Here is a 23,983-nt window from a genome sequence, read left to right as displayed (position 1 = left end):
GAGTTGCAGGACAACATGCATCTGAGCGTGGGGTATGAGGGAGAGTTCGGCAACAGGAGCCGGGACAATGCACTCAAGGTCCTGTGGAGGCTGAACTTCTGAGCTTTTAAAAACGGCCATTGGCCACTTGAATAGAAAAGCCCGGCACTGCCGGGCTTTTTGTTGCGTTGTTTGTATTGATTATGCTGAAAATTGAAAGGGTAGCTTAGCCCTCAGCATTTTCAGGCGCTTTCGGTACCGAGCCGGTCGGGTTTAAGCTCCTGCAAAATGGTGGTGGCAATTTCTTCAATGGATTTGGTCGTGGTTGACAGCCAGCGGATGCCTTCGCGGCGCATCATGGCTTCAGCGGCGGCGACTTCCTCACGGCAGTTGAGCAGATCGGCATAACGCGAGCCGGGGCGGCGTTCATTGCGGATTTCTGACAGGCGTATCGGGTCGATCGACAGGCCAAACAGCTTGCTGCGGAATTCCTTGAGTGCCGGGGGCAGCGTGTGGCGTTCAAAATCTTCGGGAATCAGCGGGTAGTTGGCGGCCTTGATGCCGTACTGCATGGCCAGATAGATGGATGTCGGCGTTTTGCCGCTGCGGCTTACGCCAACCAGGATGACATCGGCAATTTCCAGGTTGCGGCTGCTCTGGCCGTCGTCATGCTCTAAAGAGTAGTTGATGGCCTCAATGCGCTGCTGGTACGATTTGCTTTGCGCGGTGTCTGAAAACCGGCCGACATAGTGGTTGCTTTCCATGCCGAGCTCTTTTTCCAGCGGGTCGACAATCATCTTGAGCATGTCAAAATGCAACGCTTTGACATTGTCGTGCAGCACTTTGGCAACTTCGGGGGTGGCCATGGTCGAAAAAACAATGGGTTTGATGCCATCGGTCTCCATGGTCTGGTTGATTTGTTTGATGATCTGATAAACCTTATCGACCGAGTCAACAAATGGTATCCTGACCTGCCGGATGGGAATTGCAAATTGCTTGAGCATGGCAGCACCAAAGGCTTCAACCGTAATACCAGTACCATCAGAAATGAAAAAAGCCGTACGAACAGACATGCTTAAAACCTTATCAGTCAGAAAATATTAAAATAGCGGCAATTTCGATATTATCCCCTAGGCACATGCCTTTGTGTATGTGTATGGAGCAGATTCCTCATTACCCATGTCCGGAACTCTCATCAGGCCACTACAGAATAAACAACGCACTGTGTGCGTTCCGGTCATGCCTGTCGGTTTTTTTACATCACTTTGGAGTTTTCTATGTCTTCAACACGTTTTGAAACCACCGAACTGGTCATTCCGTTCGAGAAACTGCGCATGTCAGATGTGGATGTTGTCGGTGGTAAAAATGCTTCCCTAGGGGAGATGATCAGCCAGTTGCCCGATGGTGTACGGGTGCCGACTGGTTTTGCGACCACTGCCCACGCATTCCGCGAGTTTCTCAAGTATGAGGGGCTGGATCAGCGCATCAACGATATTTTGAGCAAGCTGGACGTTGAAAATGTGCGCGAACTGGCTGCCGCAGGCGCCAAAATCCGTGAAATGGTGGAACAACAGCCGTTCCCGGCAGATCTGGAAAAAGCCGTGCGCGAGGCTTTTGCCAAGCTCAGCGAAGGCAATGACAAGGCTTCGTTTGCGGTGCGTTCTTCCGCCACGGCAGAGGATTTGCCCGATGCCTCTTTTGCCGGCCAGCAGGAAACCTTCCTGAACGTGATCGGTATTGAAGAGGTTTTGCAGAAAATGCGTGAGGTATTTGCCTCGCTGTACAACGACCGCGCCATTTCCTACCGCGTGCACAAAGACTTTGAGCATTCCACTGTGGCCCTGTCCGCCGGTATTCAGCGCATGGTGCGTTCTGACCAGGGCGCTTCGGGCGTGATGTTCACCATTGATACCGAATCGGGTTTTGACCAGGTGGTGTTTATCACCGCCAGTTATGGCCTGGGCGAAACCGTGGTGCAGGGTGCTGTGAACCCGGATGAATTCTATGTGCACAAGCCGATGCTCAAAGCCGGCAAGAATGCGCTGATTCGCCGCAACCTGGGCTCTAAGCTGATTCGCATGGTGTTTTCCTCGCCGGAAGAGCGTGCCAAGAGCGGCAAGCTGGTGCATACCGAAGATTTGCCGGTGGAATTGCGCAACCGTTATGCGCTGACCGACGAGGACGTGCATGAACTGGCCAAATATGCGCTGGTGATTGAAGAGCATTATGGCCGCCCGATGGATATTGAATGGGGCAAGGACGGCATTGACGGCAAGATTTACATCCTGCAGGCCCGCCCTGAAACGGTGAAGAGCCAGGCCGCCGGCAAGGTTGAGCAGCGTTTTACCCTGAAGGGCAGTTCCAAAGTGCTGGCCGAAGGGCGCGCCATTGGGCAGAAGATTGGCGCCGGACCGGTGCGCATTGTGCACTCGGTGGCAGAAATTGACCAGGTCAAGGCCGGGGATGTGCTGGTGACCGACATGACCGACCCGAACTGGGAGCCGGTGATGAAGCGCGCAGCGGCGATTGTGACCAACCGCGGTGGACGTACCTGCCACGCGGCCATTATTGCGCGCGAGCTGGGAATTCCGGCGGTGGTCGGGTGCGGCGATGCGACCGAAACATTGACTGAAGGCGCGCTGGTGACAGTCAGCTGTGCCGAAGGCGATACCGGCCATATCTATGACGGTTTGCTGGAAACGGAAGTGACCGAGGTGCAGCGCGGCGAAATGCCCAACATCAAGACCAAGATCATGATGAACGTGGGCAACCCGCAACTGGCGTTTGACTTTGCCCAGATTCCCAATGGAGGTGTGGGGCTGGCGCGCTTGGAATTCATCATCAATAACAACATCGGTGTGCATCCGCAGGCGATTCTGGACTACCCGAATGTGGACGCCGATCTGAAAAAAGCGGTGGAATCGGTGGCGCGCGGGCATTCATCACCCCGTGCCTTCTATGTGGACAAAATTGCCGAAGGCGTGGCCACCATTGCCGCGGCGTTTTATCCCAAGCCTGTGATTGTGCGCCTGTCGGACTTCAAGTCCAACGAATACCGCAAGCTGATTGGCGGCTCACGCTATGAACCGGACGAAGAAAACCCGATGCTGGGCTTCCGTGGTGCTGCGCGCTACATCAGCAAAGAATTCCGCGAAGCTTTTGCCATGGAATGCGTGGCGCTCAAACGCGTGCGCGAAGACATGGGGCTGAACAATGTGCAGGTGATGGTGCCGTTTGTGCGTACACTGGGCCAGGCCAAGAAAGTGACCGAACTGCTGGCAGAGCACGGGCTCAAGCGTGGCGAGAATGATCTGAAACTGATCATGATGTGCGAGATTCCGAGCAACGCGATTCTGGCCGACCAGTTCCTGGAGTACTTTGACGGCTTCTCCATCGGCTCCAACGACTTGACCCAGTTGACCCTGGGGCTGGACCGCGATTCCGGCATGGAACTGCTGGCGGCTGATTTTGACGAGCGTGACCCAGCGATCAAGGTATTGCTGGAAAAAGTGATTGCCACCTGCCGTGCGCAGAACAAATACATTGGTATTTGCGGCCAGGGGCCCAGCGACCATCCTGATTTTGCCAAATGGCTGATGGATCAGGGTATTTCGTCAATTTCGCTGAACCCCGATACCGTGGTAGCAACCTGGCAGGGGCTGGCGAAGTAACACTTTTTGTGTGAAGTGATGTCATGAAACGGCTGGTAGCAATACCAGCCGTTTTTTGCTTTAATTGATTATGAAGCGCAGCCTGCCAGTTTTTACAAACTTTTTGCATTCAAATACACAGAACTGACAACTGGACCCTGTAAAAATTCCACAATGGCGTTATACAATTCAATGGGAGTATCGCCATGAGATCGAAACGTTTACTGACACTTTTTGCCGTATTTTGGGTATCGCTTTTAACAGGGGTACTGGCGCACGCTACACCCCGGGTGACGATCAGGGCCGAGCTGGCCTCGCCCATTGTGCTGGAAAATACTCAGGACGCCAATTATCTGAAAGTATCGCTGCAGGGCTTGCCGCTGGAAGCGGGCAAGCGCAGCCCAATCAATCTGGCGTTGGTGATTGACCGTTCGTCATCAATGTCCGGCGACAGAATCGCCAGGGCGCGTGATGCAGCGATCATGGCAGTGAATATGCTGCAAAGCGACGATATTCTGTCTATTGTGGCTTATGACAGTTCGGTTGAAGTGGTGGTGCCCGCGACCCGGGTGCAGGATAAGAGGCAACTGATTGCACTGATCAACGAAAAAATCACGCCTAGGGGCATGACTGCGTTGTTTGCCGGCCTGAGCAAGGGCGTTGATGAGACCAGCCGGTTTCTGGATAAAGAGAGAATCAACCGTGTGATTCTGCTTTCAGACGGGCAGGCCAATGTCGGGCCAACCTCGATCCGCGAGCTTTCCGAGCTGGCGCGCATTGCTGCGGCCAAAGGCATTACCATTACCACTGTCGGTATTGGGGAGGGGTATAACGAAGACCTGATGACCGCGATTGCGGGTTACAGCGACGGCAATCATTTCTTTGTGCAACATGTGGCCCAGTTGGAAGGGGTGTTTGCCAAGGAGTTTCAGGATGTGATGTCGGTGGTGGCGCAGGATGTGGAAGTGACGATTCATATTGCGCACGGTGTTAAACCGGTGCGCCTGCTTGGGCGTGAAGGGCAGATTGACGGCAATACGGTGACGGTGAGGTTAAACCAGTTGTATGCCGATCAGGAAAAATATGTGCTGCTGGAAGTGCTGCCGGCCAAGGGTGCCGCCGATCAGAAGCTGGACCTTGCACAGGTTGATGTCAAATATAATGACCTGAGTGCTAAACGGTATGAGAACCAGCAGCAGAATGTGCGCATTGCTTACAGCAGTTCGGCCGCAGCGGTGAAGGCTGCCGTGGTGGAGGATGTGATGGTGGAAGCTGCGGTGCAGCAGTCCACCCTTGACAATGAACGGGCCATTCAGTTGATAGACCAGGGGCGTGTGGATGAAGCCAAAGCCATTATGGAGGCCAATGCTTCGAAGTTCAGTGCCTGGGCACTTCAACTCAACTCTGAACAGGCCAGAGAGCGGATCAGGTTAAACTCTTTAAGCAACAGTCGCATGCTGGATATGCTGAGTTCGGGCGATGATATTAACACGCGCAAGGCGCTCAGCGAATCGAACTACCAGCTCAGAAACCAGCAGGGCGGTATTTCCAAATAACTTTATTATGAATCAATGACACCCGGTAACCTGCCAACCAGACACTATGGTTTTTTCATACTGGCCATGCTGATCATGGTCGGGCTGGTGGGTTATCTGGGTTTTCGGGCTATTGAGCATGAGGCGCTGTTAAAGCGTTATCAGAGTGAAGAGCTGGCGCAGGAGCGTATTGGTCAGGCGCAAGGGGTTGTGACGCAGCTTCTGGCAAGCAGGGCGTCACGCCTGCAAAGTGCCGCAACACATATGCAACTGGATGACGCCTGGCTGAAAGCCCTGATCGACAGTGACGCCGATATTGACGGTATTTTTATCATCGACAGGCACGGGCTGCTGTACCCGGCAGTTTCATACCCTTCGGGCACTGGCACACTGAATGCGCAGGAGCAGCGCCTGGTTGACGATCTGGCTCCGGTACTGCGCGACCCGTATCTCCTGATGTCACACAACATTGTCAATGAAGCCAGCCAGCCGCGTTCGGGCTGGTATTTCAGCAATACGGCAGATCTTCCGCTGCTGGTGTACTGGATCCGCAAGGACGAGCACCTGGTCATCGGATTCCGCCTTTCGTATATCATGCTGCTTTCCGATGTGGTGAACCGCGCTGACCTTGCCTATGCTGAAGGCAGCGTACACATCATGGAGAATGACCGCCTGATTTATGCAAGCGCTACCGATCTGTTGCCGGATGATCTGGTCGTGATGGCCAGCCAGAGAATGGCTTACCCGCTGACAAACTGGCAGGTGGTGTATTACGGTCAGGCGGCGGATACGCTGGCCATTTACCTGTGGGGCAGTGTGCTGGTGGTGCTGTTACTGGCTGTGATTGCGCTGGTGGTGTATGGCATTTATCGTGAATATACGCGCAGTGCGCGTGAAGCGATGCAGCAGATCAATTTTGTCAGCCAGGTGTCGCATGAACTCAAGACGCCGCTGACCAATATCACGCTGTATGCGGAACTGCTCAAGGAGGAGCTGGAAGGATATGATGATGAAACGAAGGAACATGCCGGCATCATCATTGATGAAAGCCAGCGCCTGTCGCGGCTGATTCAGAATATTCTGACATTCACACGCACGCCCCAGGTGGTTTTGAAACCGGTGCAGGTGAATGTGCTGGTGGAGCAGATTGCCCAGATGTTCATGCCGTCTTTTGCCGCCAAGGGGCTGGCGCTTAGCGTTGAGGTGGGGGCTGATGTGTGTGTGCATACCGATGAGGACCGCGTCAGCCAGATTATCTGCAACTTTTTAAGCAACGCCGAAAAGTATGCGGCCAGTGGCAAACGGGTTGATCTGTCGGTGCAGGTGTATGACAAGCATGTGGATATCCGGGTGCGTGATTATGGCAGCGGCATTCCCGTGAAAGATCACAAGCTGATTTTCAAGCCGTTTTACCGCATTCATTCCTCTATTACCGAAGGTGTTTCGGGCACTGGCATCGGGCTGACGATTGCGGCGCAACTGGCCTACAGCCTGGGTGCAGAGATCAGGGTGGAAAACAGCAACCCCGGAACCTGTTTTACACTCCGCTTGCAGCGGAGCGGGCAGGCACAGCAGGGGCAGGGTGTGCAGGATATGCAGGTAAACAAGTGATAAAAAGCGATGAAAATACTGATTGCTGAAGATGATGTGAACATTCGCCAGGGGCTTGCCAAAGCGCTGGAGCGCGAAGGCTATACGCTGGTCAGTGCCGGGGACGGCAGGCAGGCGTTGCAGATGTACGCGCAGGAAAAGCCTGACTTTGTGATTCTGGACATCATGATGCCGGAGCTCGATGGCTATTCCGTTTGCCGTGAAATCCGCAGAGCCAATGAGCAGATACCGATCATTTTTTTATCGGCCAAGGATGAGGAGATTGACCGCGTGATCGGGCTGGAACTGGGCGCGGACGACTACATCAGCAAACCTTTTGGCGTGCATGAGATACGGGCCCGCATCAAAGCCGTGGCCAAGCGCTGCCTGCGCAGCCAGGCCGGAGATGTGGAACAGAGTTTTCCGTTTGGTGATTTGCTTGTCTACCCTGAGCGGTTGTGCGCCATGCGGCAGGCGCAAAAGATAGAGCTCAGCCTCAGAGATGTGCGGATACTGGAATGCCTGTACCGCCATAAAAACAAGGTGGTGTCGCGCGACATGCTGTTCAACATGGTCTGGGGCTATGAGCATATGCCCAACAGCCGCACGCTGGACCAGCACATTTCACAATTGCGCAAGCGTGTTGAGCTCAATCCCAACAGGCCACAGTTGATCTGCACCGTGCATGGCGCCGGTTACCGCTACAGCGACGAGGATAAAGCGAGTTCATGTTAGTGATTGGTTGTTTTATGTTTCTTGTTCGAACAAATTATTGAAAGCTTTAGCTAGTTCATGTATTGATGAGAAACACTTATTTTTATCTGAATTCATACTTTCTCCGCCCACCTGGTGGAAAATACGCTACTCAGGATAAATTTTGCAGGGCCGACTAATTATTCATCGAAATATCCTGTGTAGACTCCCGCAAGCATGAAAAAACCCGCCGAAGCGGGTTAATAATTAATTCAAAAATACTTTTACATTCCTCCAAAACATCTTGCTTGTCCATCGGAGTCAATAGTCGCATGAAAAGATTCAAACCCAAAATAAGGACCTGTTTCACGCTTAGGGTTAAACATAATAAACCGCTGCCCATCATCTTCAGAGTATCTGGTCAATGACTCATCAACTATTTCAGCTGATATACCGCTTTCAATGCAGGCTTGCTTTGCCAAATCAATCGCCTCTTGCTCTGTTAACTGTTTATTTTCTTCTGCCATAATGGGTAGAGACATCATCACAGCGCATAAAAATAATAGTACCTTTTTCATATGGTTTTGAATGCGCATAGTTAATTTCTATTTTAATTAAGATAATTTTTTAAATATTTTCTAACAAATACTACGGTAAAAATATCAGATAGTATAAATGACAATATCTATATTGGTGGATAAAAAAACGCCTGCATCATGCAGGCGTTAGTGAGTGATTTTTTCAGTTTGCTTATGCTTCGTCCAACTGCGGCAATTGGCTTTGGATGTAGTTCTGAATGCCGACTTTTTCGATCACGCTCAACTGGGTTTCGAGGTAATCGATATGGCCTTCGGTATCAATCAGCAGGTCTTTGAGCAGATCGCGTGACACATAGTCGTGCACGCTGTCGCAGTAGTCCATGCCTGCTTTGCAGGCTGCTTGTGCAGCGTATTCCAGTTTCAGGTCGCATTCCAGTGTTTCTTTGACGTTTTCGCCAATCATCAGCTTGTGCTGGTCTTGCAGGTTGGGCAGGCCGTCGAGCATGAAGATGCGCTTCATCAGCTTGTCCAGGTGCTGCATTTCCTCAATGGATTCTTCGCGTTCTTTTTTTGCCAGGCGGTCCAGCCCCCAGTGTTCATACATGCGGTAGTGCACAAAGTACTGGTTGACGGCTGTCAGTTCGCATTTGACCTGTGCGTTCAGGTGTTCAATGACTTTAGGATCGCTTTGCATTTTTATAGACTCCTGTATCTGTGGGATTATTCTTGCTTTGTCATCTGACAATCTGACTATTGTTGCGTTTTCCGATACTTTGGGCAAATGGGGGGCAAAAGTATCCCTTTGGATTTATCCTGATCACGAATGAGAATAAAGCGTATTCATGATGGGTGGATGGGGGTGGCGACGCAAAACCACGGCTGCCGGATGTGCGGTTTTCAGCCGAGCGATTCCACATGCGCTTTGGGGCGGCGGTCTGCCGGCAAGTGCCAGAATATCAGTGAAGCAATGCAGCTCATGACGCCAATCAGCACAAACGACAGGTGAAATGCGGTGAGTGAAGCGTCCTTGACCAGCGAATGCGTGAGCATATCGTTGAATGCCTGCAGGATGGTGGATGCGATGGAGACCCCCAGGCTCATGGAAAGCATTTGCGTCATGGAGAGCATGGTGTTGCCGCTGCTGGCGGTGGTGCCGTCCAGGTCTTTCAGGGTGACAGTGTTCATTGCCGTGAATTGCAGCGAGTTGGCCGCGCCAAAACAAGCCAGCAGCAACAGGCTCAGTATCAGTGGCTGTTCTCGCGACATCAGTGCAAAGCTGGCAATCATGGCGCCCAGCAGCAGGGTATTGCCGGTGAGTACCCAGCGGTAACCGAAGTTTCCGATCAGCGAGGTGGCCATGCGCTTGGCAAATATGGCGGCAAAAGCAACCGGCAGCATCATCATGCCGGCTTGTGCCGGGCTGTAGTCGAGTTGCGTTTGCATGAACAGCGGCAGCATGAATGGCATGCTGCCGGTGCCAATGCGGGCAAAAATATTGCCCAGAATACCAACCTTGAAGCTATTGACCTTAAACAGGGAGCGATTAAACAGCGGGTGAGCCGCGCGTTGTGCATGCAGCCAGTAGATTGCGCAGGCAGCAAGCCCCAGCACCAGCAGCAATACCACCAGCGCACGCTCCAGCCCCAGGGATGAAAAGCCGTCCAGCGACAGGGAAATGGCCACCATGGCCACAGCCAGGTACAGGTAGCCGGTGATGTCGAACGGGTCTACCGCCGGGGCGCGTTTATCGGGCATGGCATGCCAGGTGGCCACAACACCGGCAATGCCGATAGGCAGGTTGATCAGGAATACCCAGTGCCATGACAGCATTTCTGCCAGCCAGCCGCCCAGCGTGGGGCCGATGACCTGGCCAACCAGCCCCGGAATGGTGACAAAACTCATGGCCTTGAGGAACCTGTCTTTCGGGAATGTGCGCAATACCGCAAGCCGTCCCACCGGCATCAGCATGGCGGCACCGCACCCCTGCACCACGCGCCCGCCAACCAGCACCGAAAGATTGGGCGAAAAAGCGCAGATTGCTGAACCGATGATGAACAGCACAATGGCAATTGAGAATATCTTGCGGGTGCCAAAGCGGTCGGCCAGCCAGCCCGAGGCCGGAATGATCATGGCATTGGTCAGCATGTAGGAAACCAGTACCCACTGCATGTGCAGCGGGCTTTCATTCAGGTCTTTGGCGATGCTGGGCAGTGCCGTATTGACAATGGTGCTGTCCAGCGTCTGCATGAAAAAGCCGATTGCGACCAGCCACAGCAGGGTTCTGGGGGATTGTTGGAATTGTGATGCTATTTTCATGAACGCTTAACAGAGGGCTTGCCCCGCAAGTCCAGGGTGCTGCATGAAGTGTGCTACTCTGAGCAGCGCCTTGAAGGTGAACGGCGGCCTAATATACCGAGCTAATACCGGTGAACCAATCCTGAATTTTCGCACGATCTTTTTGTGATGCGATTATCAGGGATAATGAATGCTTATTCCCTCCCTGATCTCATGAAAAATATTGTTGTTCTTATCAGTGGGCGCGGTTCCAACCTGCGCTCGATCGTACAGGCCAGCGTGGCACAGCAGTGGCCTGCACGCGTGGCAGCCGTTGTCAGCAACAATCCTCAGGCCGCAGGGTTGGAATGGGCAGGCCAGCAGGGCATCGCGACCCATGTGGTCAACCACAAGGCCTATGCAGACCGCCCGGCGTTTGACCAGGCGCTGGCCCAGGTGATTGACCCTTATCAGCCTGCACTGGTGGTGCTGGCCGGGTTCATGCGCATTCTGACGCCGGAGTTTGTCGCGCACTATGCAGGGCGTATGGTGAATATCCACCCCTCTTTGCTGCCTCATTTTCCGGGTTTGCACACGCACCGGCGGGCCCTGGAGGCCGGGCACCGGGAAGCCGGCGCAACGGTTCACTGGGTGACCCCGGAGCTCGACCATGGCCCGACGCTGGCACAGGCCCGGGTGCCGGTTCTGCCAGGAGATACCGAGGAAACGCTGGCACAGCGTGTGCTGCAAGCTGAGCATGAGCTGTATCCGCGGGCGATTGGTGAACTGCTGGCCCAGTTGTAAAAAGTTATTTTTGTATCAAAATCCCTCAAACAGGTGGGCTGTTCAGGGGTTGAATGTAGCGCTTAAAGAGTAAACCGGATTTTGTATGACGCCACAAGACTTATTGCAACATGCACAGCAGCTTGTCAAGCTGGTGCTGCGCTTTGAATATCCTGCCGATTCTGTTGTATCGCGCTATTTTCGGGAAAACCGCCAACTGGGCATGCGTGAGCGTGCAGCACTGGCGGAGACCGTTTACGTACTTATCCGGCAAAAACCGCTGTTGCAGCATCTGGCGCAGTCCGGTTCGGGCCCGATGGAGCGCCGGCTGGCAGTTTTGGCCTGGCAGGCAGACGCGCGTACGTTGTTGCCGATGTTGTCTGAGCAGGAGCGTGCCTGGCTTGACCGCATTCACCGGATTGACATGTATGCAATGCCTGAGCCTTTGCGGCATAACCTGCCTGAGTGGCTGGTGGAGCCGCTGAAGTCGCAACTAAAAGAAGAGGAGTTCTGGGAGCTGGCCGAAGCGCTGGACCACAGTGCTCCGCTGGATTTGCGCGTCAATACGCTCAAAATCAAGCGCGAGCAGGCGCAGCAGCAACTGGCGCAATCGGGCATTCAGTCTTCTTTGACGCCTTATTCACCCTGGGGGCTGCGGGTGCAGGGTAAACCGGCATTGAATAAACACCCTCTGTTTCTGGACGGCAGCGTTGAGGTGCAGGATGAAGGCAGCCAGTTGCTGGCGCTGCTGGTGGCACCCAAGCGCGGCGATATGGTGGTGGATTTTTGTGCCGGCGCGGGCGGGAAAACGCTGGCGCTGGGTGCGGCAATGCGCAATACCGGGCGGCTGTACGCGTGGGATGTATCCGCACACCGACTGGATGCGCTCAAACCCCGTATGGCCCGCAGCGGGTTGTCCAACGTGCATCCGGCAGCCATTGCGCATGAGCGTGATGCACGTGTTAAACGCCTGTACGGCAAGGTTGACCGGGTACTGGTGGATGCGCCGTGTTCGGGCTTGGGAACCCTGCGCCGCAATCCTGACCTGAAATGGCGCCAGACACCCCAAAGCATTCAGGAACTGGCAGAAAAGCAGCAGCACATTCTGGCCTCTGCCTGCCAGTTGCTCAAACCCGGTGGCTCTCTGGTGTATGCCACCTGCAGTTTGCTGCCGGCAGAAAATGAAGTCATTGCACAGCAGTTTGGGCAGGAGCACCCGCAGTTTGAACGGGTAAGTGTTGCGCAGTTGCTGGCTGCACAAGGGGTTGCCGACGCGGATCAACTGGTGCAGGGTGACTATCTGCGCTTGTGGACGCATCGGCATCGGACCGATGGCTTTTTTGCCGCAGTATGGCAGCGTAAAGCCTAAAGCGCAGAACATATAGCGTTGTGCATGATGCGGCACGGCATGTGGCGCGCTACGCTGGTGTTGGGGGATGAGCACACGGCTCTATCTCAGCGGCGTCAGGGGCGGGCCTTAGTGATTGGCCTTGGTGGCTGGCTTTAGGGCTTCAGCGGATGAGGGTCATATCCTGCATGGCCTGTTCATAGGCCGCTGCATCAAATGTAAAGGCAGTATCGGCAATCAGGTGTGGCGGCTCGTAGCCGTTTTCGTATGCAAAATCATGCCAAGTGTAATGGTTGCCGGTTTTTTCAACCCGCACGGTGTACGCGCCGCATCCCAGATCGCCGCATTCGGGGCAGATATAGAGCATGATGCGACCGGACTCGGTATCCGGCTGGGCAGCCAGCAACAGTTGATCGCGCTTTTGCTGGTTGTGTTCAGGATAGCCCACAACAAAACTGCCAATCAGGTCACTGGGCTGCCCGTCTTTACTGCCTGAGTTACTGCCTGAGAGTTTGTCCAGCATTTCAAGCAGGGAGTGACCATTCACCAAAAAATCACAGAAATATCTTTCTGTGCTGTTGGAGCTGCCACGCCTGTGCGTGATCTGATGGGTCAGTACCGAAAGTTTCATGACAGATGCCGTGTGTGCGGTAACCAGCAGCGTTTTGCTGGGCAATACTGAAATGATAACGCACATATATGTGTTCGTTCGCCTTTGTACCGTGCAACAGTTGAGGTGCATCAAAAGAGAGGCAAAATTCAGCATTTACCCAGACCAACCACTCTCTTTGCGGACCATATGCCTGAGTTGTTCTTTGATTGCTGCAAACCTGTGTCGCAACATGCCTGCACCAGCGGAAAATGGCTGATACAGAATGTGCTTGTGTCATCTTTTGAAACATGGATTCGTTTTGCCCAGACACCATACGGCTGGACATGAATCATCATCTGGCCGATGTGGCAGGCAGCAGTTATGCGATAAAAGAATAGATAACGGGTGGTGAAAAAAATAAAGCCTGCTTCCAGCATGTTCTGGTTTAAGCAGGCTCTGAATTGAGAGCTAGATCAGTAAAGTTATCGTATGTTTATTCTGACGTGATTACTGACCTTATCTTCTCCCTCTGGGTGCTTCCCCTTCACCCTTATTGTTGTATGACTGAATCATCGGATATTTTCCGTTTTAAGTCAATAGGTTATGTTGTATTTTGAAAAATTAACTTTAAGTATAAATATGTATAAAGCGTGAAATAAGTACCAAAATTAAATTTGGACCCTTGCTGTGCTTTCCGGGGACAACTTGACCTGGGAAAATGCAGAAAGAATCTGTAACTTGTTGATTTTATGGAGAGAAGCGACTTTTATACAGCATGCGTCGATAGGAAAAATGATGTCGGATGGAAAAGTGCAATGCGATGGTAGAGCGGAGGTATGGGGTTGTTTGAGAAAAGTCCGGATGTCGCTACCACGCAACATCCGGCGGAACACACTTGAGGAAATATGGGAAATGACAATATGTACTTATGATAGTCGATAAATCGCAGTTTTGATCATTGCTGCGTCTATTATATTTGCCCCAGGTGCCACTTATTTCACGAAAACAGCATTTTCTAAAAACCTGTTTAGGATTTTGGCGGAATAAAGGGCTGAAAACGTGTTCCTCCATTTTGCAGACCAGCGGTTAAAGGCAAGCGTGCCATGCATTTTGACGGGTGCATCCGTGGATAAAGCCGGACGCAGTACAATGAACCGAAAGAAAGCCGCAAAGGACAGATCATGCCATATCGGCGCTGTTGATCTGAGCGGCCTTACAACAGAACAAGGAGAACACCATGAGTGATCAGAATACTCAGCCACCATCACCCAAAGAGCAGTTTTTATCCAACAGCCCGATCGGACAGCATTTGCGCAGGTTGCGCAAGAGTTGGGGCTGGTTTGTTGTTTTTGGCTTGCTGTTGACCATCTGCGGTGCGTTTGCAGCCGTATACATCATTATCAGTACCGTTGTGGCGATATTTGTGCTGGGGTCGCTGCTGTTTGCCACGGGCGTCATCAATATTATTTCTGCATTGCAGGTCAGAGGGATCAAAAGCCTGTTCTGGTTCTGGCTGCTCAGCGGCATTCTCTTGATTCTGACCGGGCTGGTTTCGTTTGCCGCACCGGTGGAAATGGCTGTGACGTTGACGGTGCTGTTTGCCATGGTGCTGTCTGTGGCGGGGGTGTTGCGCGTGGTGTCGGGGTTTCAGTCCAGAGGCATGGATGGCTGGGGCTGGCTGGTGGCTTCAGGTATGCTGGCTGTGCTGGCGGCTTTTCTGATCGCCATGACACTGGGGCCTTCATCTCTGGTACTGCCCGGCTTTTTCCTGGCGTGTGAGCTGCTGTTTGAAGGGCTGATGATGCTGATGTTCGGTTTTTCGCTGAGAAAAGCGCTGAACCGCTGAAAATACGCATAGAATAACCGACACCGATCAAACCACAACAGGAGAGGACCGTGATGGCGCAATTCAGACGCCCTGATATCAAAGTGTTTGTCGATGGTGCTGATTTTGAGACCATCCGCACCGGATTAAGCCTGCCGGTAACCCAGGGGTTTACCACCAACCCGTCGCTGGTATCGCAGGCCGGGGTGGCTGACTACACCAGTTACGCCAAAGAGGTGTTGGCGCTGGTGCCGCAACTGCCGGTATCGTTTGAAGTGTTCAGCGATACGCCGCAGGGCATGGAGCGCGAGGCGCACATCATCCATGCATGGGGTAACAATGTGTATGTCAAGGTGCCGGTCATCACGCCCGCAGGGGAGTCCATGGGGCCGCTGATCCGCAAGCTTTCAGCACAGGGCATTGCCTTGAATGTGACCTGTGTGTTCACGGTGGAGCAGGCACAGATTGTGGCCGATGCACTGGACCCGGCCACACCGGCGCTGGTTTCGGTGTTTGCCGGGCGTATTGCCGATGTCGGGGTGGACCCGGTTCCCATCGTTGAAGCCTGTCGCGATATATTCAAAGGGCACCCCAGGGCAGAGCTGCTGTGGGCCTCCACCCGCGAGGTGTATAACATCTGGCAGGCCGAGCAGGCCGGTTGCAGGGTGATTACAGCACCGCTTTCGATGGTGAAAAAATACAATGCCATAGTGAAAACCGGCGGCAAGGATCTGACCGAGCTTTCGCGCGACGGTGTGCAGGCATTCATGAACGACATTGCCCAGGCCGGCGTGAAGTTTGGCGCTTAGTTCTTAGTGCTTAGTGCCTGTTAGCCTGTGAGTGCCTGTATCATGAATTCTGCCAATACAAGAGGAGTCCTGCCGATGACAAACATGTGTGTAACAAGGTTCGCAGCTTTGGCGATGGTGATGTTTTCCGGCCATGCGCTGGCCGAGCAGACCGTGGTGTGCCCGGAACGCGTGATGCTTGAATCAGCAACCCTGTCTCAGGACAGTATTCCCGCCGGTTTTGAGCAGATGGCACGCCAGTATCCGTTGTGGTTAAGAGGGGTTTCGATTTACGATGGACATCCGCAAGACAATGCGGATTTAAAGCCCGATGACGAAATGGCGCAACATCCCAGTTGGACGCTGGAGGGGAGCTATCCTGAAGGCAAATGGCTGGCATGCAATTACGGCGCCGGAGCGACCAAACTGATCATGCGGCTGGACGATGCGTCTGCTTCTTGTACTGCTGTTTCTGAAAAAGGGCCGGTTCAGGGGCAGATCAATATCACGGTCACATGCCGCTGAGCCGCTTGTGCGGTGTTTCAGCCATGGCTGCGTCACAGTAGCAAATAGAAATAGGATAGGGTGGCACGACCGCATCAGGCGTCAGACAGGTAGCGTTCTGCCAGCCGCACCCAGTAGGTTGCGCCCAGCGAAATGATGTCATCGTTGAAGTCATAGCTGGGGTTGTGCAGTTCACATGCGCCCAGGCCGTGTCCGTGCAGGCGGTGTGAACCATTGCCGTTGGCAATAAACGCATACGCGCCCGGTTTTTGTTGCAGCATATAACCAAAGTCTTCCGAGGCCAGCGACGGCTGCTGCGCCAGCACGTGCTGCTCGCCCAGAATATCGCTCATGACAGCGCGTGCCAGTTCGGCTTCCTGCGCATGGTTGACCGTGGGGACGTAGGTATGCACAAATTCAAACCGGCAACTGGCACCATAAGCCGCACAGGTATGCTCGGCCAGTTCGCGCATACGCTGCTCAATCAGCCGGGTGACCTGGTGATCAAATGTGCGCACGGTGCCGCTGAGGCTGCAGTTTTCCGGGATGACATTGCTGGCCTGCCCGGCATTGATGGTGGTGACCGAGAGTGCGGCCACATCAAACGGGTTGCGGTTGCGTGAGACGATGGTCTGCCAGCCCAGCACAACCTGGCAGGCAATGGGCAGCGGGTCAACGCTCAGGTGCGGCATGGCCGCATGGTTGCCTTTGCCCTGAATGTGCAGGTGAAAGTCGCTGCACGAAGCCATGACCGGCCCGGGTGAGACTGCCATGGTGCCTGCGGGCAGTTCCGGCCAGTTGTGCAGCCCGAATACGGCGTCCATCGGAAAGCGCTCAAACAGCCCGTCCTTGATCATCACGCGGCCGCCGGCGCCGTCTTCTTCGGCCGGCTGAAAGATCAGATAAACCGTACCGTCAAAGTGGCGATGGCGGGCCAGGTACTGGGCTGCTGCCAGCAACATGGCGACATGTCCGTCATGTCCGCAACCGTGCATTTTGCCCGGATGTATGCTGGCATGGGCAAAGGTGTTTTGCTCCTGCATGGGCAGGGCATCCATGTCGGCTCTTAAACCTACGGCGCGGGCTGATGTGCCGTTGCGGATGACCCCGACCACGCCGGTGCCGGCCAAGCCGTAATGCACCTCAATGCCCCAGCTTTGCAGGGTCGCGACGATCAGGCTGGCGGTGTGGTGCTCTTCAAAACTCAGTTCCGGCCGCGCATGCAGGCGTTTTCTGAGTTCGGCGATGGCAGGGGCGGCGGCCTCAATGGCCTCAATGAGCTTCATAAATTAGGTTGTCGGGTCTGTCAATCTGTGTACGAAAGCATATAATTATCAGTTAATTTGGTTATAACTGTGCAAGACATAGGCAATGCGCTACAAGCCTGTTGCCAAGGCGTCATTTCAGCAGGGGCCTGGAGTACAACCGGCCTGGTGGTTGCAATATCCAATGTGCAGGTTTGATGGAGACGGCCTGCAAACAGTTTTTGCGCTGCATTTTGAATGCGGCGTTGTCCCGTTTATTAGGTGAGGTTTAAAAAATGACGTCAATGGATGATAGAGATGGCAAGATATGGATGGATGGCGGGCTGGTGGACTGGCGTGATGCCAAGGTCCATGTGCTCACGCATACGCTGCATTATGGCTGCGGTGTGTTTGAAGGGCTGCGTGCTTATGAAACACCGCAGGGCACGGCGATTTTCCGGCTGGATGACCATACCCGCCGCCTGTTCAACAGTGCCAAGGTATTGCGCCTGAAAGTACCTTTTTCTCTGGAAGAAGTGATTCAGGCACATAAGGATGTGGTGCGCGCCAACAACCTGAAGAGCTGCTACATCCGGCCGCTGGTCTGGGTGGGCTCTGAGAGCCTGGGCGTTTCGTCCAAGGGGCAGACCATCCATGTGATGGTGGCGCCATGGAGCTGGGGCACTTATCTGGGTGAAGAGGGGCTGGCCAAGGGCATCAGTGTGATGGTATCCAGCTTTACGCACCACCATGTGAATGCCACCATGACCAAAGCCAAATCGGTGTCGAACTATACCAATTCCATTCTGGCCAACCGCGAAGCCACCGACAATGGCTTTGATGAAGCCATCATGCTCGATCCGACCGGGTATGTGAGCGAAGGCTCCGGCGAAAACCTGTTTGTGGTTTCCAAGGGCGTGGTGTATACGCCTGACCTGTCATCCGGTGCGCTGGACGGCATTACGCGCAATACCGTCATTACGTTGTGTGGTGACCTGGGCCTGAAAGTGGTGGAAAAGCGCATGACTCGCGATGAACTGTATGTGGCTGACGAGGTGTTTTTCACCGGTACGGCCGCTGAGGTGACGCCGATCCGGGCTATTGACCGCATTGAGATCGGTGCGGGCAGTCGCGGCCCGATCACAGAAAAGATTCAGAAAGCATTTTTTGATGTGGTACATGGCCGCAATGCCAAATATGCATCCTGGTTAAGCCTGATTTAATTTAATAGGAGACGAAAGAATGAGTCAAGTAACAACCGTTGTGGAGCTGTCGGTAACCGATCTGACTGAACAGGGAGAAACATACTGCCCCAACCCCAAGGCGGGAATGCAGTTATGGAATACACACCCCAGGGTATTTCTGGACGTGGGTAAAACCGGTTCGGCCAAATGCCCGTATTGCGGTCAGTTGTACCGCCTGAAAGCCGGAGAGGTTTTCCAGCACTCGCACTGATGCGCGTTGCTTGACGGTTTGTTCGGGCTGCGCAAGGGGCGAGTTTCTTCCGTGCCTGGCAGCCGGGCCACCCTGAATACGACAAAAGCTGTCATGATTTTTCATGCCGCAGGGGAATTCAGGTAAAGTCGGGAGCTTGCTCCCGATTTATTTTTTTACAGATTATTGTTGAGGTTTGCATGTCGGCCAGTACCGAATTTGTTTTGACGTTATCGTGTCAGGACCGCAAAGGCATTGTTTATGCGGTTTCCGGCCTGCTTTACCAGGCAGGTTGCAACATCATTGATTCGCACCAGTTTGGCGATGAGGATACCGGCCTTTTTTTCATGCGTGTGCATTTTCAGGCGCCCGGCCATCTGTGCGATGTGCCGATACTGGACAAACTGTTTGCCAACATCCGCAGCGAATTCGGCATGCAGGCACACTTTCACTCGCTGGCACGCAAGCCGCGCGTGCTGATCATGGTCAGCAAGTTCGGCCACTGTCTGAATGACCTGCTGTTTCGCCGCCAGGCCGGGCAACTGGATATTGAAGTGCCGGTGGTGGTTTCAAACCATCCTGATTTTGCCGAGCTGTGCGCAAGCTATGGCGTGCCGTTTAGGCACCTGTCATTGCCCACCGGCGCCAGTGCTGAAGCCAAGCGCGCGCAGGAGCAGCAGATTGAGCAGATTTGCAGTGAGGAGCAGATTGACCTGGTGGTGCTGGCGCGTTATATGCAGATATTGTCACCGGAGTTCTGCGACTTTCTGCGTGGCTGTGCCATCAATATCCACCACAGTTTTCTGCCCAGTTTCAAGGGCGCCAAGCCTTACTACCAGGCACATGCACGCGGTGTGAAGCTGATCGGCGCCACAGCGCACTATGTGACGCCTGATCTGGACGAGGGCCCGATCATTGAGCAGGATGTTTCGCGCGTGACGCATGAGATGAGTGCCGAAGACCTGACCGCCGTTGGCCGTGATGTGGAGTGTATTGTGCTGGCCCGCGCAGTGAAGTGGCATTGTGAGCACCGTGTGCTGCTCAATGGCTCGCGCACGGTTGTTTTCTGACGCGTGTGTGGGGCGTGTTGAAGGCGTCTTTATAAGACAAATTTAACGCCCAGGCCCTTGGCCTTTGCTTTGTGAAAATAAAAACGTTATATCTGCAGTTACTTCAGCAGATTGACTTTGTTCTGCCCAGCTTTCCAATAGGTGTGGATCAGTGCAGAAGTTTCATCAAATTTTTGCTGGGAATGAAAGTTTTTGCGATCAATCGCAATCACCATGTTGGGGGCGACAAGTATGGAGACATACTTTTTGTTTTTGAACACCCAGCTCACCTTGCTCCAGTCATAACGCCGTTCACTATGGGGGGACGTTTCCCGGATAAATTCGGGCGTGATGGTGATGGTCTGCGCTCCTAAAATGCCTTTTTTAAAATAACTGTATGCACAGCAAAGTGACGTCGTGGTGGCAAACAGCACTACCAGCCAGGCCAGGCTGCTCAGGATGGACCAGGTTCCTGTCATGCTGTAAACCAGCACAATTATCAAGATAAAATAAAGGCCCGCAAAAAGCGGGGACGGCATACCAAGGGTATTGAAATAGACCACATCCCGCATGGTGGTGTGTGTCTGTATGGTGATGGTTGTGCCTGGTTCGGCAGGGGGTATGTTGAGCGGGCCAGCAGCGTGACTCATGCGTTTTTTGCCCCCTGGTCGCAGGGCTCCACATCCGTGGGTTCGCCATGCGGTGCCAGTGAGTCATCGTCCAGATGGCTGGCGTCAGCCCAGCGCACCATGCTCAGTCCTTCGGGGCTCCACAGCAGGCGGCTGATGCTGGCGTTGCCCAGTTGCCATGTCCGGGGGGCACGGATGTCCTGATGCGTGGCGTTGCGGTACAGCGTGTCCAGCACACCACCATGGGTGATGATGGCAATGGTCTGGCCTTCGTGTTTTTGGACGATATCAGACAGGGTTTGCAGGATGCGTGCCTGGAAAACATGCAGCGATTCGCCGCTTTCGCCCGGCACAAAATCCGGGTCGCGCTGCTGCCAGCGCTGCGCGTCATCCGGCGCCATGGCCTGCACCTGCAAAAATGTTTTGCCCTGGTAATAGCCAAAATGGCGTTCACGCAGCCCGGCCAGCGTTTGTACCGGGCGTTGCAGTGCGTGTGCAATCGGCTGCGCGGTTTGCATGGCGCGCATCAGGTCGCTGCTGTAAATCGCGTCCAGCGGGTGGTCTTTCAGCGCGTTGGCAAGCTGTTGGGCCTGGCGCAGGCCGCGTTCATTGAGTTCAATGTCCAACTGGCCTTGCAGGCGGCCATCAACGTTCCAGCGGGTTTCACCGTGGCGTATGGCCAGAATATGGGTAATGTTTTGCAGCATGCTCATCAAAATACCGATGGTTCTCCGTTACGGGTGACTGTACTGTATACGGCGCCTGATCAGGGCTGCAGCCTGGGATTGGTGGAGTAGGTGCCCCTGAATGACGACAGTGCCAGTACGCTCCCCTGGGATTGCAGTTCGGCCAGTGCCACCATGAGCTGCGAGCCGTTAAACGGGTTGGCGGCCATATCGAGTTTGGGCACAGCCAGTGCGTACAGTGAAAAAATGTAGCGGTGCAGGATTGAATCGTTGCCCGGCGGGTAGGGACCATCATAACCGAAGTATTTGCCCTCCATTTTGGCGTCTCCTGCAAACCAGTTGGTGTAGTCGTTGAGCCCCTGGCGGCTGCCATAGGCGGCTTCAGGCCCGGCTTTGCCCTGAACGGTAAAGCCATTGCAGAACTCGCCTTCCTTGATCTGGCGCAGTGAGGCGGGCAGGTCGATGAGCAGCCAGTGGTAGAAGTTGGCGCGCGGTGTAGCGGCGGGCACTTCACGGTCGGGCTTGTTCACGTCTTCCATGGTGCTGGGGGCATCGGGGTCATGGCAGATCAGCACAAATGACTGGACGCCTTCAGGTACCTCGCTCCATGCCAGCGGCGGGTTGAGGTTGGGCGCAAACCCTTTGAGGTTGGCTGCACCTGCCGCATATTTGGTCGGGATGTAGGCGCCGTCTTTGATTTCATCACTCCAGAATTTCATGTTCTGATCTCCTTTGTATTTGAAAGTAAGCAAGGCACAAAAAGTGCAACCTTGATGATAATCGTTTTAGCCTGCTTTATGAAGCCGGCTCAATTCTGATCGGAATGGTGACAGGGCCATTGTTGATCAAATGAATCTGCATGTCTGCACCGAATTCGCCAGTGGCCACATGCGCCAGTGCGGTGCGCGCCTTGTCGACAAAAAAACGGTACAGCGCTTCTCCCTGTGCTGCCGGTGCAGCAGCGGAAAAGCTGGGCCGGTTCCCTCCGGTAACATCTGCGGCCAGCGTGAACTGGCTCACGATCAACATCTGGCCGGCCTGGCCGTTGCCATCCATGTTCAGCAGGCTGTGGTTCATTTTGCCGTTCTGGTCGGTAAAAATGCGCAGCTTGAGTATTTTGTCGAGCATTTTGCCGGCTTCGAGCTCGGTGTCGTTTTGCTCGGCACATAACAGCACCAGCAGGCCGGCTCCAATTTTGCCAATGGTTTGCCCGGCGACTTCCACATGGGCCTGGCTGACTCGTTGTACGATGCTGATCATGGGTGTTTATCTTAATGCGGCTAAGCGTTTATTGCAGTAAAAATCGGGGTGCAGGCGCGGTTATGGCGCCATACATGGGAAAAGGGGTGCCAGACAAAGCCGGCCCCATGCATTTTCAACACAAGGGGCCGGATATGTGCTGCGGCTTGCGACTTGCGCCTGTGGGTCAGCTCAGGTGCACGCGGGCGAATTTGCGTTTGCCGACCTGGACCACATAAGTGCCTGCGGGCAGTTTCAGGTCGCGGTCAGTCACAACGGCGCTGTCAATGCGCACGCCACGCCCGTCAATCAGGCGGCCTGCTTCGCCATTGGATGCAGCCAGCCCGGCCTGTTTGACCAGGTACGTGATACCCAGCGGTGCGCCCTGCAACTGCACTTCGGGAATGTCGTCCGGAATACCGCCTTTGGCCCGCAGGTTGAAGTCTTCTTCGGCGGCATCGGCCGCCTGGGCCGAATGAAAACGGGCCACGATTTCTTTGGCCAGCATGACTTTGGCCTCTTTCGGGTTGCGGCCCGCGTCAATTTCGGATTTGAGTTTGGCAATTTCGTCTTCCGAGCGAAAGCTCAGCAGGGTGAAATAAGGCCACATCAGGTCATCAGATATAGAGAGCAGCTTGCTGAACATGGTGTTGGCATCTTCGGTAATGCCAATGTAGTTGTTCTTGGACTTGCTCATTTTTTCCACACCATCAAGCCCCACAAGCAGCGGCATGGTCAGAATGCACTGCGCCTCCTGGCCGTATTCGGCCTGCAGGTGGCGGCCCATGAGCACATTGAATTTCTGGTCGGTGCCGCCCATTTCCAGGTCGGACTTGAGCGCCACCGAGTCATACCCTTGCAGCAGCGGGTACATGAATTCGTGGATGGAAATCGGCGTGTTGGCGGCATAGCGTTTGGTAAAGTCATCACGCTCCATCATACGCGCCACGGTGTATTTGGCGGCCAGCTGGATCATGCCGCGCGCGCCCAGTTCGTCGCACCATTCGGAGTTGTAGCGGATTTCGGTGTGCTGCGGGTCCAGAATCAGGCTGGCCTGGCGGTAATAGGTGTGGGCGTTGACTTTGATTTGCTCGGCGGTGAGTGGCGGGCGTGTGCTGTTGCGCCCGGAAGGGTCGCCAATCAGGGTGGTGAAGTCGCCGATCAGGAAGATGATGGTGTGCCCCAGGTCCTGCAACTGGCGCATTTTGTTGAGGACCACGGTATGCCCCAGGTGGATGTCGGGCGCGGTTGGGTCCAGCCCCAGTTTAATGCGCAATGGTTTGCCGGTTGCCGCGCTGCGGGCCAGCTTGTTGAGCCATTCATTTTCAGGCAGGAGTTCGTCAACGCCGCGCTTGGTGATCCGCAGCGCTTCTTGCACTTCGTCTGTAATTGGGTAAGTTGTTGAAGTCATTGAAGAAGTGTCAGTCATTGGAATTGAAATTTATACAGTAAATATGTGAAAAAATTACGGCGAAAAACAAATTATCTTGGTATACTTGGCGGGTATTACAATTTTCTATCACTGCGATAGCCGAAATTGTAGTCGAATTTAAACTGGATATGAGCCATTTGACAACACAGCCTTTGTATGTGCTTTCCATT

23 protein-coding genes are annotated in these 23,983 nt (G+C 54.1%); 12 read left to right on the top strand and 11 right to left on the bottom strand.

Going from position 1 to position 23,983, the window contains the following annotated elements; all coding sequences use genetic code 11:
- Positions 1 to 221 precede the first annotated feature (221 nt).
- Positions 222 to 1,052, bottom strand: coding sequence for a posphoenolpyruvate synthetase regulatory kinase/phosphorylase PpsR (gene ppsR / locus CUZ56_RS13660; protein ID WP_126980966.1), 831 nt, complete (start codon positions 1,050 to 1,052; stop codon positions 222 to 224).
- 204 nt (positions 1,053 to 1,256) lie between these two features.
- On the opposite strand from ppsR, the gene ppsA reads away from it, so the two are divergent.
- From ppsA to CUZ56_RS13640, 4 genes are all read left to right on the top strand, one after another.
- Positions 1,257 to 3,650, top strand: a complete 2,394-nt coding sequence (gene ppsA, locus CUZ56_RS13655; RefSeq protein WP_126980965.1) for a phosphoenolpyruvate synthase — start codon at positions 1,257 to 1,259, stop codon at positions 3,648 to 3,650.
- 185 nt (positions 3,651 to 3,835) lie between these two features.
- Positions 3,836 to 5,185: a vWA domain-containing protein gene (locus CUZ56_RS13650; protein ID WP_126980964.1), complete on the top strand. Its 1,350-nt coding sequence runs from the start codon at positions 3,836 to 3,838 to the stop codon at positions 5,183 to 5,185.
- Positions 5,186 to 5,200: 15 nt separating this feature from the next.
- Positions 5,201 to 6,775, top strand: a complete 1,575-nt coding sequence (locus tag CUZ56_RS13645; RefSeq protein ID WP_126980963.1) for a sensor histidine kinase — start codon at positions 5,201 to 5,203, stop codon at positions 6,773 to 6,775.
- 9 nt (positions 6,776 to 6,784) lie between these two features.
- Positions 6,785 to 7,489: a response regulator transcription factor gene (locus tag CUZ56_RS13640; protein ID WP_126980962.1), complete on the top strand. Its 705-nt coding sequence runs from the start codon at positions 6,785 to 6,787 to the stop codon at positions 7,487 to 7,489.
- 242 nt (positions 7,490 to 7,731) lie between these two features.
- Here the strand turns inward: CUZ56_RS13640 and CUZ56_RS13635 are convergent, their stop codons facing one another.
- From CUZ56_RS13635 to mdtD, 3 genes are all read right to left on the bottom strand, one after another.
- The gene (locus CUZ56_RS13635; protein WP_126980961.1) at positions 7,732 to 8,043 is read right to left on the bottom strand and encodes a hypothetical protein; all 312 of its coding nucleotides are present in this window, start codon (positions 8,041 to 8,043) and stop codon (positions 7,732 to 7,734) included.
- Positions 8,044 to 8,197: 154 nt separating this feature from the next.
- Positions 8,198 to 8,680: a bacterioferritin gene (gene bfr / locus CUZ56_RS13630; RefSeq protein ID WP_126980960.1), complete on the bottom strand. Its 483-nt coding sequence runs from the start codon at positions 8,678 to 8,680 to the stop codon at positions 8,198 to 8,200.
- A 203-nt stretch (positions 8,681 to 8,883) separates the two neighbouring features.
- Positions 8,884 to 10,302: a multidrug transporter subunit MdtD gene (gene mdtD / locus CUZ56_RS13625; protein WP_126980959.1), complete on the bottom strand. Its 1,419-nt coding sequence runs from the start codon at positions 10,300 to 10,302 to the stop codon at positions 8,884 to 8,886.
- A 192-nt stretch (positions 10,303 to 10,494) separates the two neighbouring features.
- Between mdtD and purN the strand changes: the two genes are divergently transcribed.
- Both purN and CUZ56_RS13615 read left to right on the top strand, forming a co-directional pair.
- The gene (gene purN / locus CUZ56_RS13620; protein ID WP_126980958.1) at positions 10,495 to 11,064 is read left to right on the top strand and encodes a phosphoribosylglycinamide formyltransferase; all 570 of its coding nucleotides are present in this window, start codon (positions 10,495 to 10,497) and stop codon (positions 11,062 to 11,064) included.
- Between the two features lie 85 nt (positions 11,065 to 11,149).
- A complete protein-coding gene (locus tag CUZ56_RS13615; RefSeq protein ID WP_126980957.1) occupies positions 11,150 to 12,412 on the top strand; it encodes an RsmB/NOP family class I SAM-dependent RNA methyltransferase in 1,263 nt (420 codons plus the stop codon).
- A gap of 142 nt (positions 12,413 to 12,554) precedes the next feature.
- Here CUZ56_RS13615 and CUZ56_RS13610 read toward each other — a convergent pair whose 3' ends face one another.
- A complete protein-coding gene (locus tag CUZ56_RS13610) occupies positions 12,555 to 13,088 on the bottom strand; it encodes a hypothetical protein (protein ID WP_204250912.1) in 534 nt (177 codons plus the stop codon).
- Between the two features lie 1,132 nt (positions 13,089 to 14,220).
- Between CUZ56_RS13610 and CUZ56_RS13605 the strand changes: the two genes are divergently transcribed.
- The 3 genes from CUZ56_RS13605 (at position 14,221) to CUZ56_RS13595 (ending at position 16,121) form a co-directional block, all read left to right on the top strand.
- Positions 14,221 to 14,829, top strand: a complete 609-nt coding sequence (locus CUZ56_RS13605; protein ID WP_126980956.1) for an HdeD family acid-resistance protein — start codon at positions 14,221 to 14,223, stop codon at positions 14,827 to 14,829.
- A 53-nt stretch (positions 14,830 to 14,882) separates the two neighbouring features.
- Positions 14,883 to 15,617 (top strand): transaldolase family protein, encoded by a 735-nt coding sequence (locus tag CUZ56_RS13600; protein ID WP_126980955.1) that lies wholly within the window; start codon positions 14,883 to 14,885, stop codon positions 15,615 to 15,617.
- Between the two features lie 75 nt (positions 15,618 to 15,692).
- The gene (locus CUZ56_RS13595; protein ID WP_126980954.1) at positions 15,693 to 16,121 is read left to right on the top strand and encodes an STY0301 family protein; all 429 of its coding nucleotides are present in this window, start codon (positions 15,693 to 15,695) and stop codon (positions 16,119 to 16,121) included.
- A gap of 74 nt (positions 16,122 to 16,195) precedes the next feature.
- Here the strand turns inward: CUZ56_RS13595 and CUZ56_RS13590 are convergent, their stop codons facing one another.
- A complete protein-coding gene (locus tag CUZ56_RS13590) occupies positions 16,196 to 17,386 on the bottom strand; it encodes a M20 aminoacylase family protein (protein ID WP_126980953.1) in 1,191 nt (396 codons plus the stop codon).
- Positions 17,387 to 17,640: 254 nt separating this feature from the next.
- Here CUZ56_RS13590 and CUZ56_RS13585 point away from each other — a divergent pair, with 254 nt between their 5' ends.
- The 3 genes from CUZ56_RS13585 to purU all read left to right on the top strand — a co-directional run bounded on the left by CUZ56_RS13585 (position 17,641) and on the right by purU (position 19,848).
- Entirely contained in the window at positions 17,641 to 18,567 is a 927-nt protein-coding gene (locus CUZ56_RS13585) for a branched-chain amino acid transaminase (protein ID WP_239442530.1), read from the top strand.
- Between the two features lie 19 nt (positions 18,568 to 18,586).
- Positions 18,587 to 18,799, top strand: coding sequence for a zinc-finger domain-containing protein (locus tag CUZ56_RS13580; RefSeq protein WP_126980952.1), 213 nt, complete (start codon positions 18,587 to 18,589; stop codon positions 18,797 to 18,799).
- A gap of 179 nt (positions 18,800 to 18,978) precedes the next feature.
- A complete protein-coding gene (gene purU / locus CUZ56_RS13575) occupies positions 18,979 to 19,848 on the top strand; it encodes a formyltetrahydrofolate deformylase (RefSeq protein WP_126980951.1) in 870 nt (289 codons plus the stop codon).
- Positions 19,849 to 19,946: 98 nt separating this feature from the next.
- On the opposite strand, the gene CUZ56_RS13570 is transcribed toward purU, so the two are convergent.
- The 5 genes from CUZ56_RS13570 to tyrS all read right to left on the bottom strand — a co-directional run bounded on the left by CUZ56_RS13570 (position 19,947) and on the right by tyrS (position 23,792).
- On the bottom strand, positions 19,947 to 20,477 hold the full coding sequence (locus CUZ56_RS13570; RefSeq protein ID WP_126980950.1) for a YcxB family protein: 531 nt from the start codon (positions 20,475 to 20,477) through the stop codon (positions 19,947 to 19,949).
- Complete coding sequence (locus tag CUZ56_RS13565; protein ID WP_239442528.1) at positions 20,474 to 21,169, bottom strand: histidine phosphatase family protein; 696 nt, start codon at positions 21,167 to 21,169, stop codon at positions 20,474 to 20,476. The genes CUZ56_RS13570 and CUZ56_RS13565 overlap by 4 nt, the downstream gene beginning before the upstream one ends.
- A gap of 53 nt (positions 21,170 to 21,222) precedes the next feature.
- Positions 21,223 to 21,861, bottom strand: coding sequence for a YbhB/YbcL family Raf kinase inhibitor-like protein (locus CUZ56_RS13560; RefSeq protein WP_126980949.1), 639 nt, complete (start codon positions 21,859 to 21,861; stop codon positions 21,223 to 21,225).
- A 76-nt stretch (positions 21,862 to 21,937) separates the two neighbouring features.
- On the bottom strand, positions 21,938 to 22,402 hold the full coding sequence (dtd, locus tag CUZ56_RS13555) for a D-aminoacyl-tRNA deacylase (RefSeq protein ID WP_126980948.1): 465 nt from the start codon (positions 22,400 to 22,402) through the stop codon (positions 21,938 to 21,940).
- A gap of 166 nt (positions 22,403 to 22,568) precedes the next feature.
- On the bottom strand, positions 22,569 to 23,792 hold the full coding sequence (tyrS, locus tag CUZ56_RS13550; protein WP_239442526.1) for a tyrosine--tRNA ligase: 1,224 nt from the start codon (positions 23,790 to 23,792) through the stop codon (positions 22,569 to 22,571).
- Positions 23,793 to 23,983 lie beyond the last annotated feature (191 nt).

This window comes from Saezia sanguinis, from assembly GCF_003991585.1.
Lineage (GTDB): Bacteria > Pseudomonadota > Gammaproteobacteria > Burkholderiales > Burkholderiaceae_C > Saezia > Saezia sanguinis.
The sequence above is the reverse complement of the archived record's forward strand: the minus strand, read 5'-3'. Positions and strand labels throughout refer to the sequence as shown.

Bases quoted from the DNA above. Each gene is read 5' to 3' on its own strand.
- ppsR (WP_126980966.1), bottom strand. From the start codon at position 1,052: ATGTCTGTTCGTACGGCTTTTTTCATTTCTGATGGTACTGGTATTACG.
- ppsA (WP_126980965.1), top strand. From the start codon at position 1,257: ATGTCTTCAACACGTTTTGAAACCACCGAACTGGTCATTCCGTTCGAG.
- CUZ56_RS13650 (WP_126980964.1), top strand. From the start codon at position 3,836: ATGAGATCGAAACGTTTACTGACACTTTTTGCCGTATTTTGGGTATCG.
- CUZ56_RS13645 (WP_126980963.1), top strand. From the start codon at position 5,201: ATGACACCCGGTAACCTGCCAACCAGACACTATGGTTTTTTCATACTG.
- CUZ56_RS13640 (WP_126980962.1), top strand. From the start codon at position 6,785: ATGAAAATACTGATTGCTGAAGATGATGTGAACATTCGCCAGGGGCTT.
- CUZ56_RS13635 (WP_126980961.1), bottom strand. From the start codon at position 8,043: ATGCGCATTCAAAACCATATGAAAAAGGTACTATTATTTTTATGCGCT.
- bfr (WP_126980960.1), bottom strand. From the start codon at position 8,680: ATGCAAAGCGATCCTAAAGTCATTGAACACCTGAACGCACAGGTCAAA.
- mdtD (WP_126980959.1), bottom strand. From the start codon at position 10,302: ATGAAAATAGCATCACAATTCCAACAATCCCCCAGAACCCTGCTGTGG.
- purN (WP_126980958.1), top strand. From the start codon at position 10,495: ATGAAAAATATTGTTGTTCTTATCAGTGGGCGCGGTTCCAACCTGCGC.
- CUZ56_RS13615 (WP_126980957.1), top strand. From the start codon at position 11,150: ATGACGCCACAAGACTTATTGCAACATGCACAGCAGCTTGTCAAGCTG.
- CUZ56_RS13610 (WP_204250912.1), bottom strand. From the start codon at position 13,088: ATGTGCGTTATCATTTCAGTATTGCCCAGCAAAACGCTGCTGGTTACC.
- CUZ56_RS13605 (WP_126980956.1), top strand. From the start codon at position 14,221: ATGAGTGATCAGAATACTCAGCCACCATCACCCAAAGAGCAGTTTTTA.
- CUZ56_RS13600 (WP_126980955.1), top strand. From the start codon at position 14,883: ATGGCGCAATTCAGACGCCCTGATATCAAAGTGTTTGTCGATGGTGCT.
- CUZ56_RS13595 (WP_126980954.1), top strand. From the start codon at position 15,693: ATGACAAACATGTGTGTAACAAGGTTCGCAGCTTTGGCGATGGTGATG.
- CUZ56_RS13590 (WP_126980953.1), bottom strand. From the start codon at position 17,386: ATGAAGCTCATTGAGGCCATTGAGGCCGCCGCCCCTGCCATCGCCGAA.
- CUZ56_RS13585 (WP_239442530.1), top strand. From the start codon at position 17,641: ATGACGTCAATGGATGATAGAGATGGCAAGATATGGATGGATGGCGGG.
- CUZ56_RS13580 (WP_126980952.1), top strand. From the start codon at position 18,587: ATGAGTCAAGTAACAACCGTTGTGGAGCTGTCGGTAACCGATCTGACT.
- purU (WP_126980951.1), top strand. From the start codon at position 18,979: ATGTCGGCCAGTACCGAATTTGTTTTGACGTTATCGTGTCAGGACCGC.
- CUZ56_RS13570 (WP_126980950.1), bottom strand. From the start codon at position 20,477: ATGAGTCACGCTGCTGGCCCGCTCAACATACCCCCTGCCGAACCAGGC.
- CUZ56_RS13565 (WP_239442528.1), bottom strand. From the start codon at position 21,169: ATGAGCATGCTGCAAAACATTACCCATATTCTGGCCATACGCCACGGT.
- CUZ56_RS13560 (WP_126980949.1), bottom strand. From the start codon at position 21,861: ATGAAATTCTGGAGTGATGAAATCAAAGACGGCGCCTACATCCCGACC.
- dtd (WP_126980948.1), bottom strand. From the start codon at position 22,402: ATGATCAGCATCGTACAACGAGTCAGCCAGGCCCATGTGGAAGTCGCC.
- tyrS (WP_239442526.1), bottom strand. From the start codon at position 23,792: ATGACTTCAACAACTTACCCAATTACAGACGAAGTGCAAGAAGCGCTG.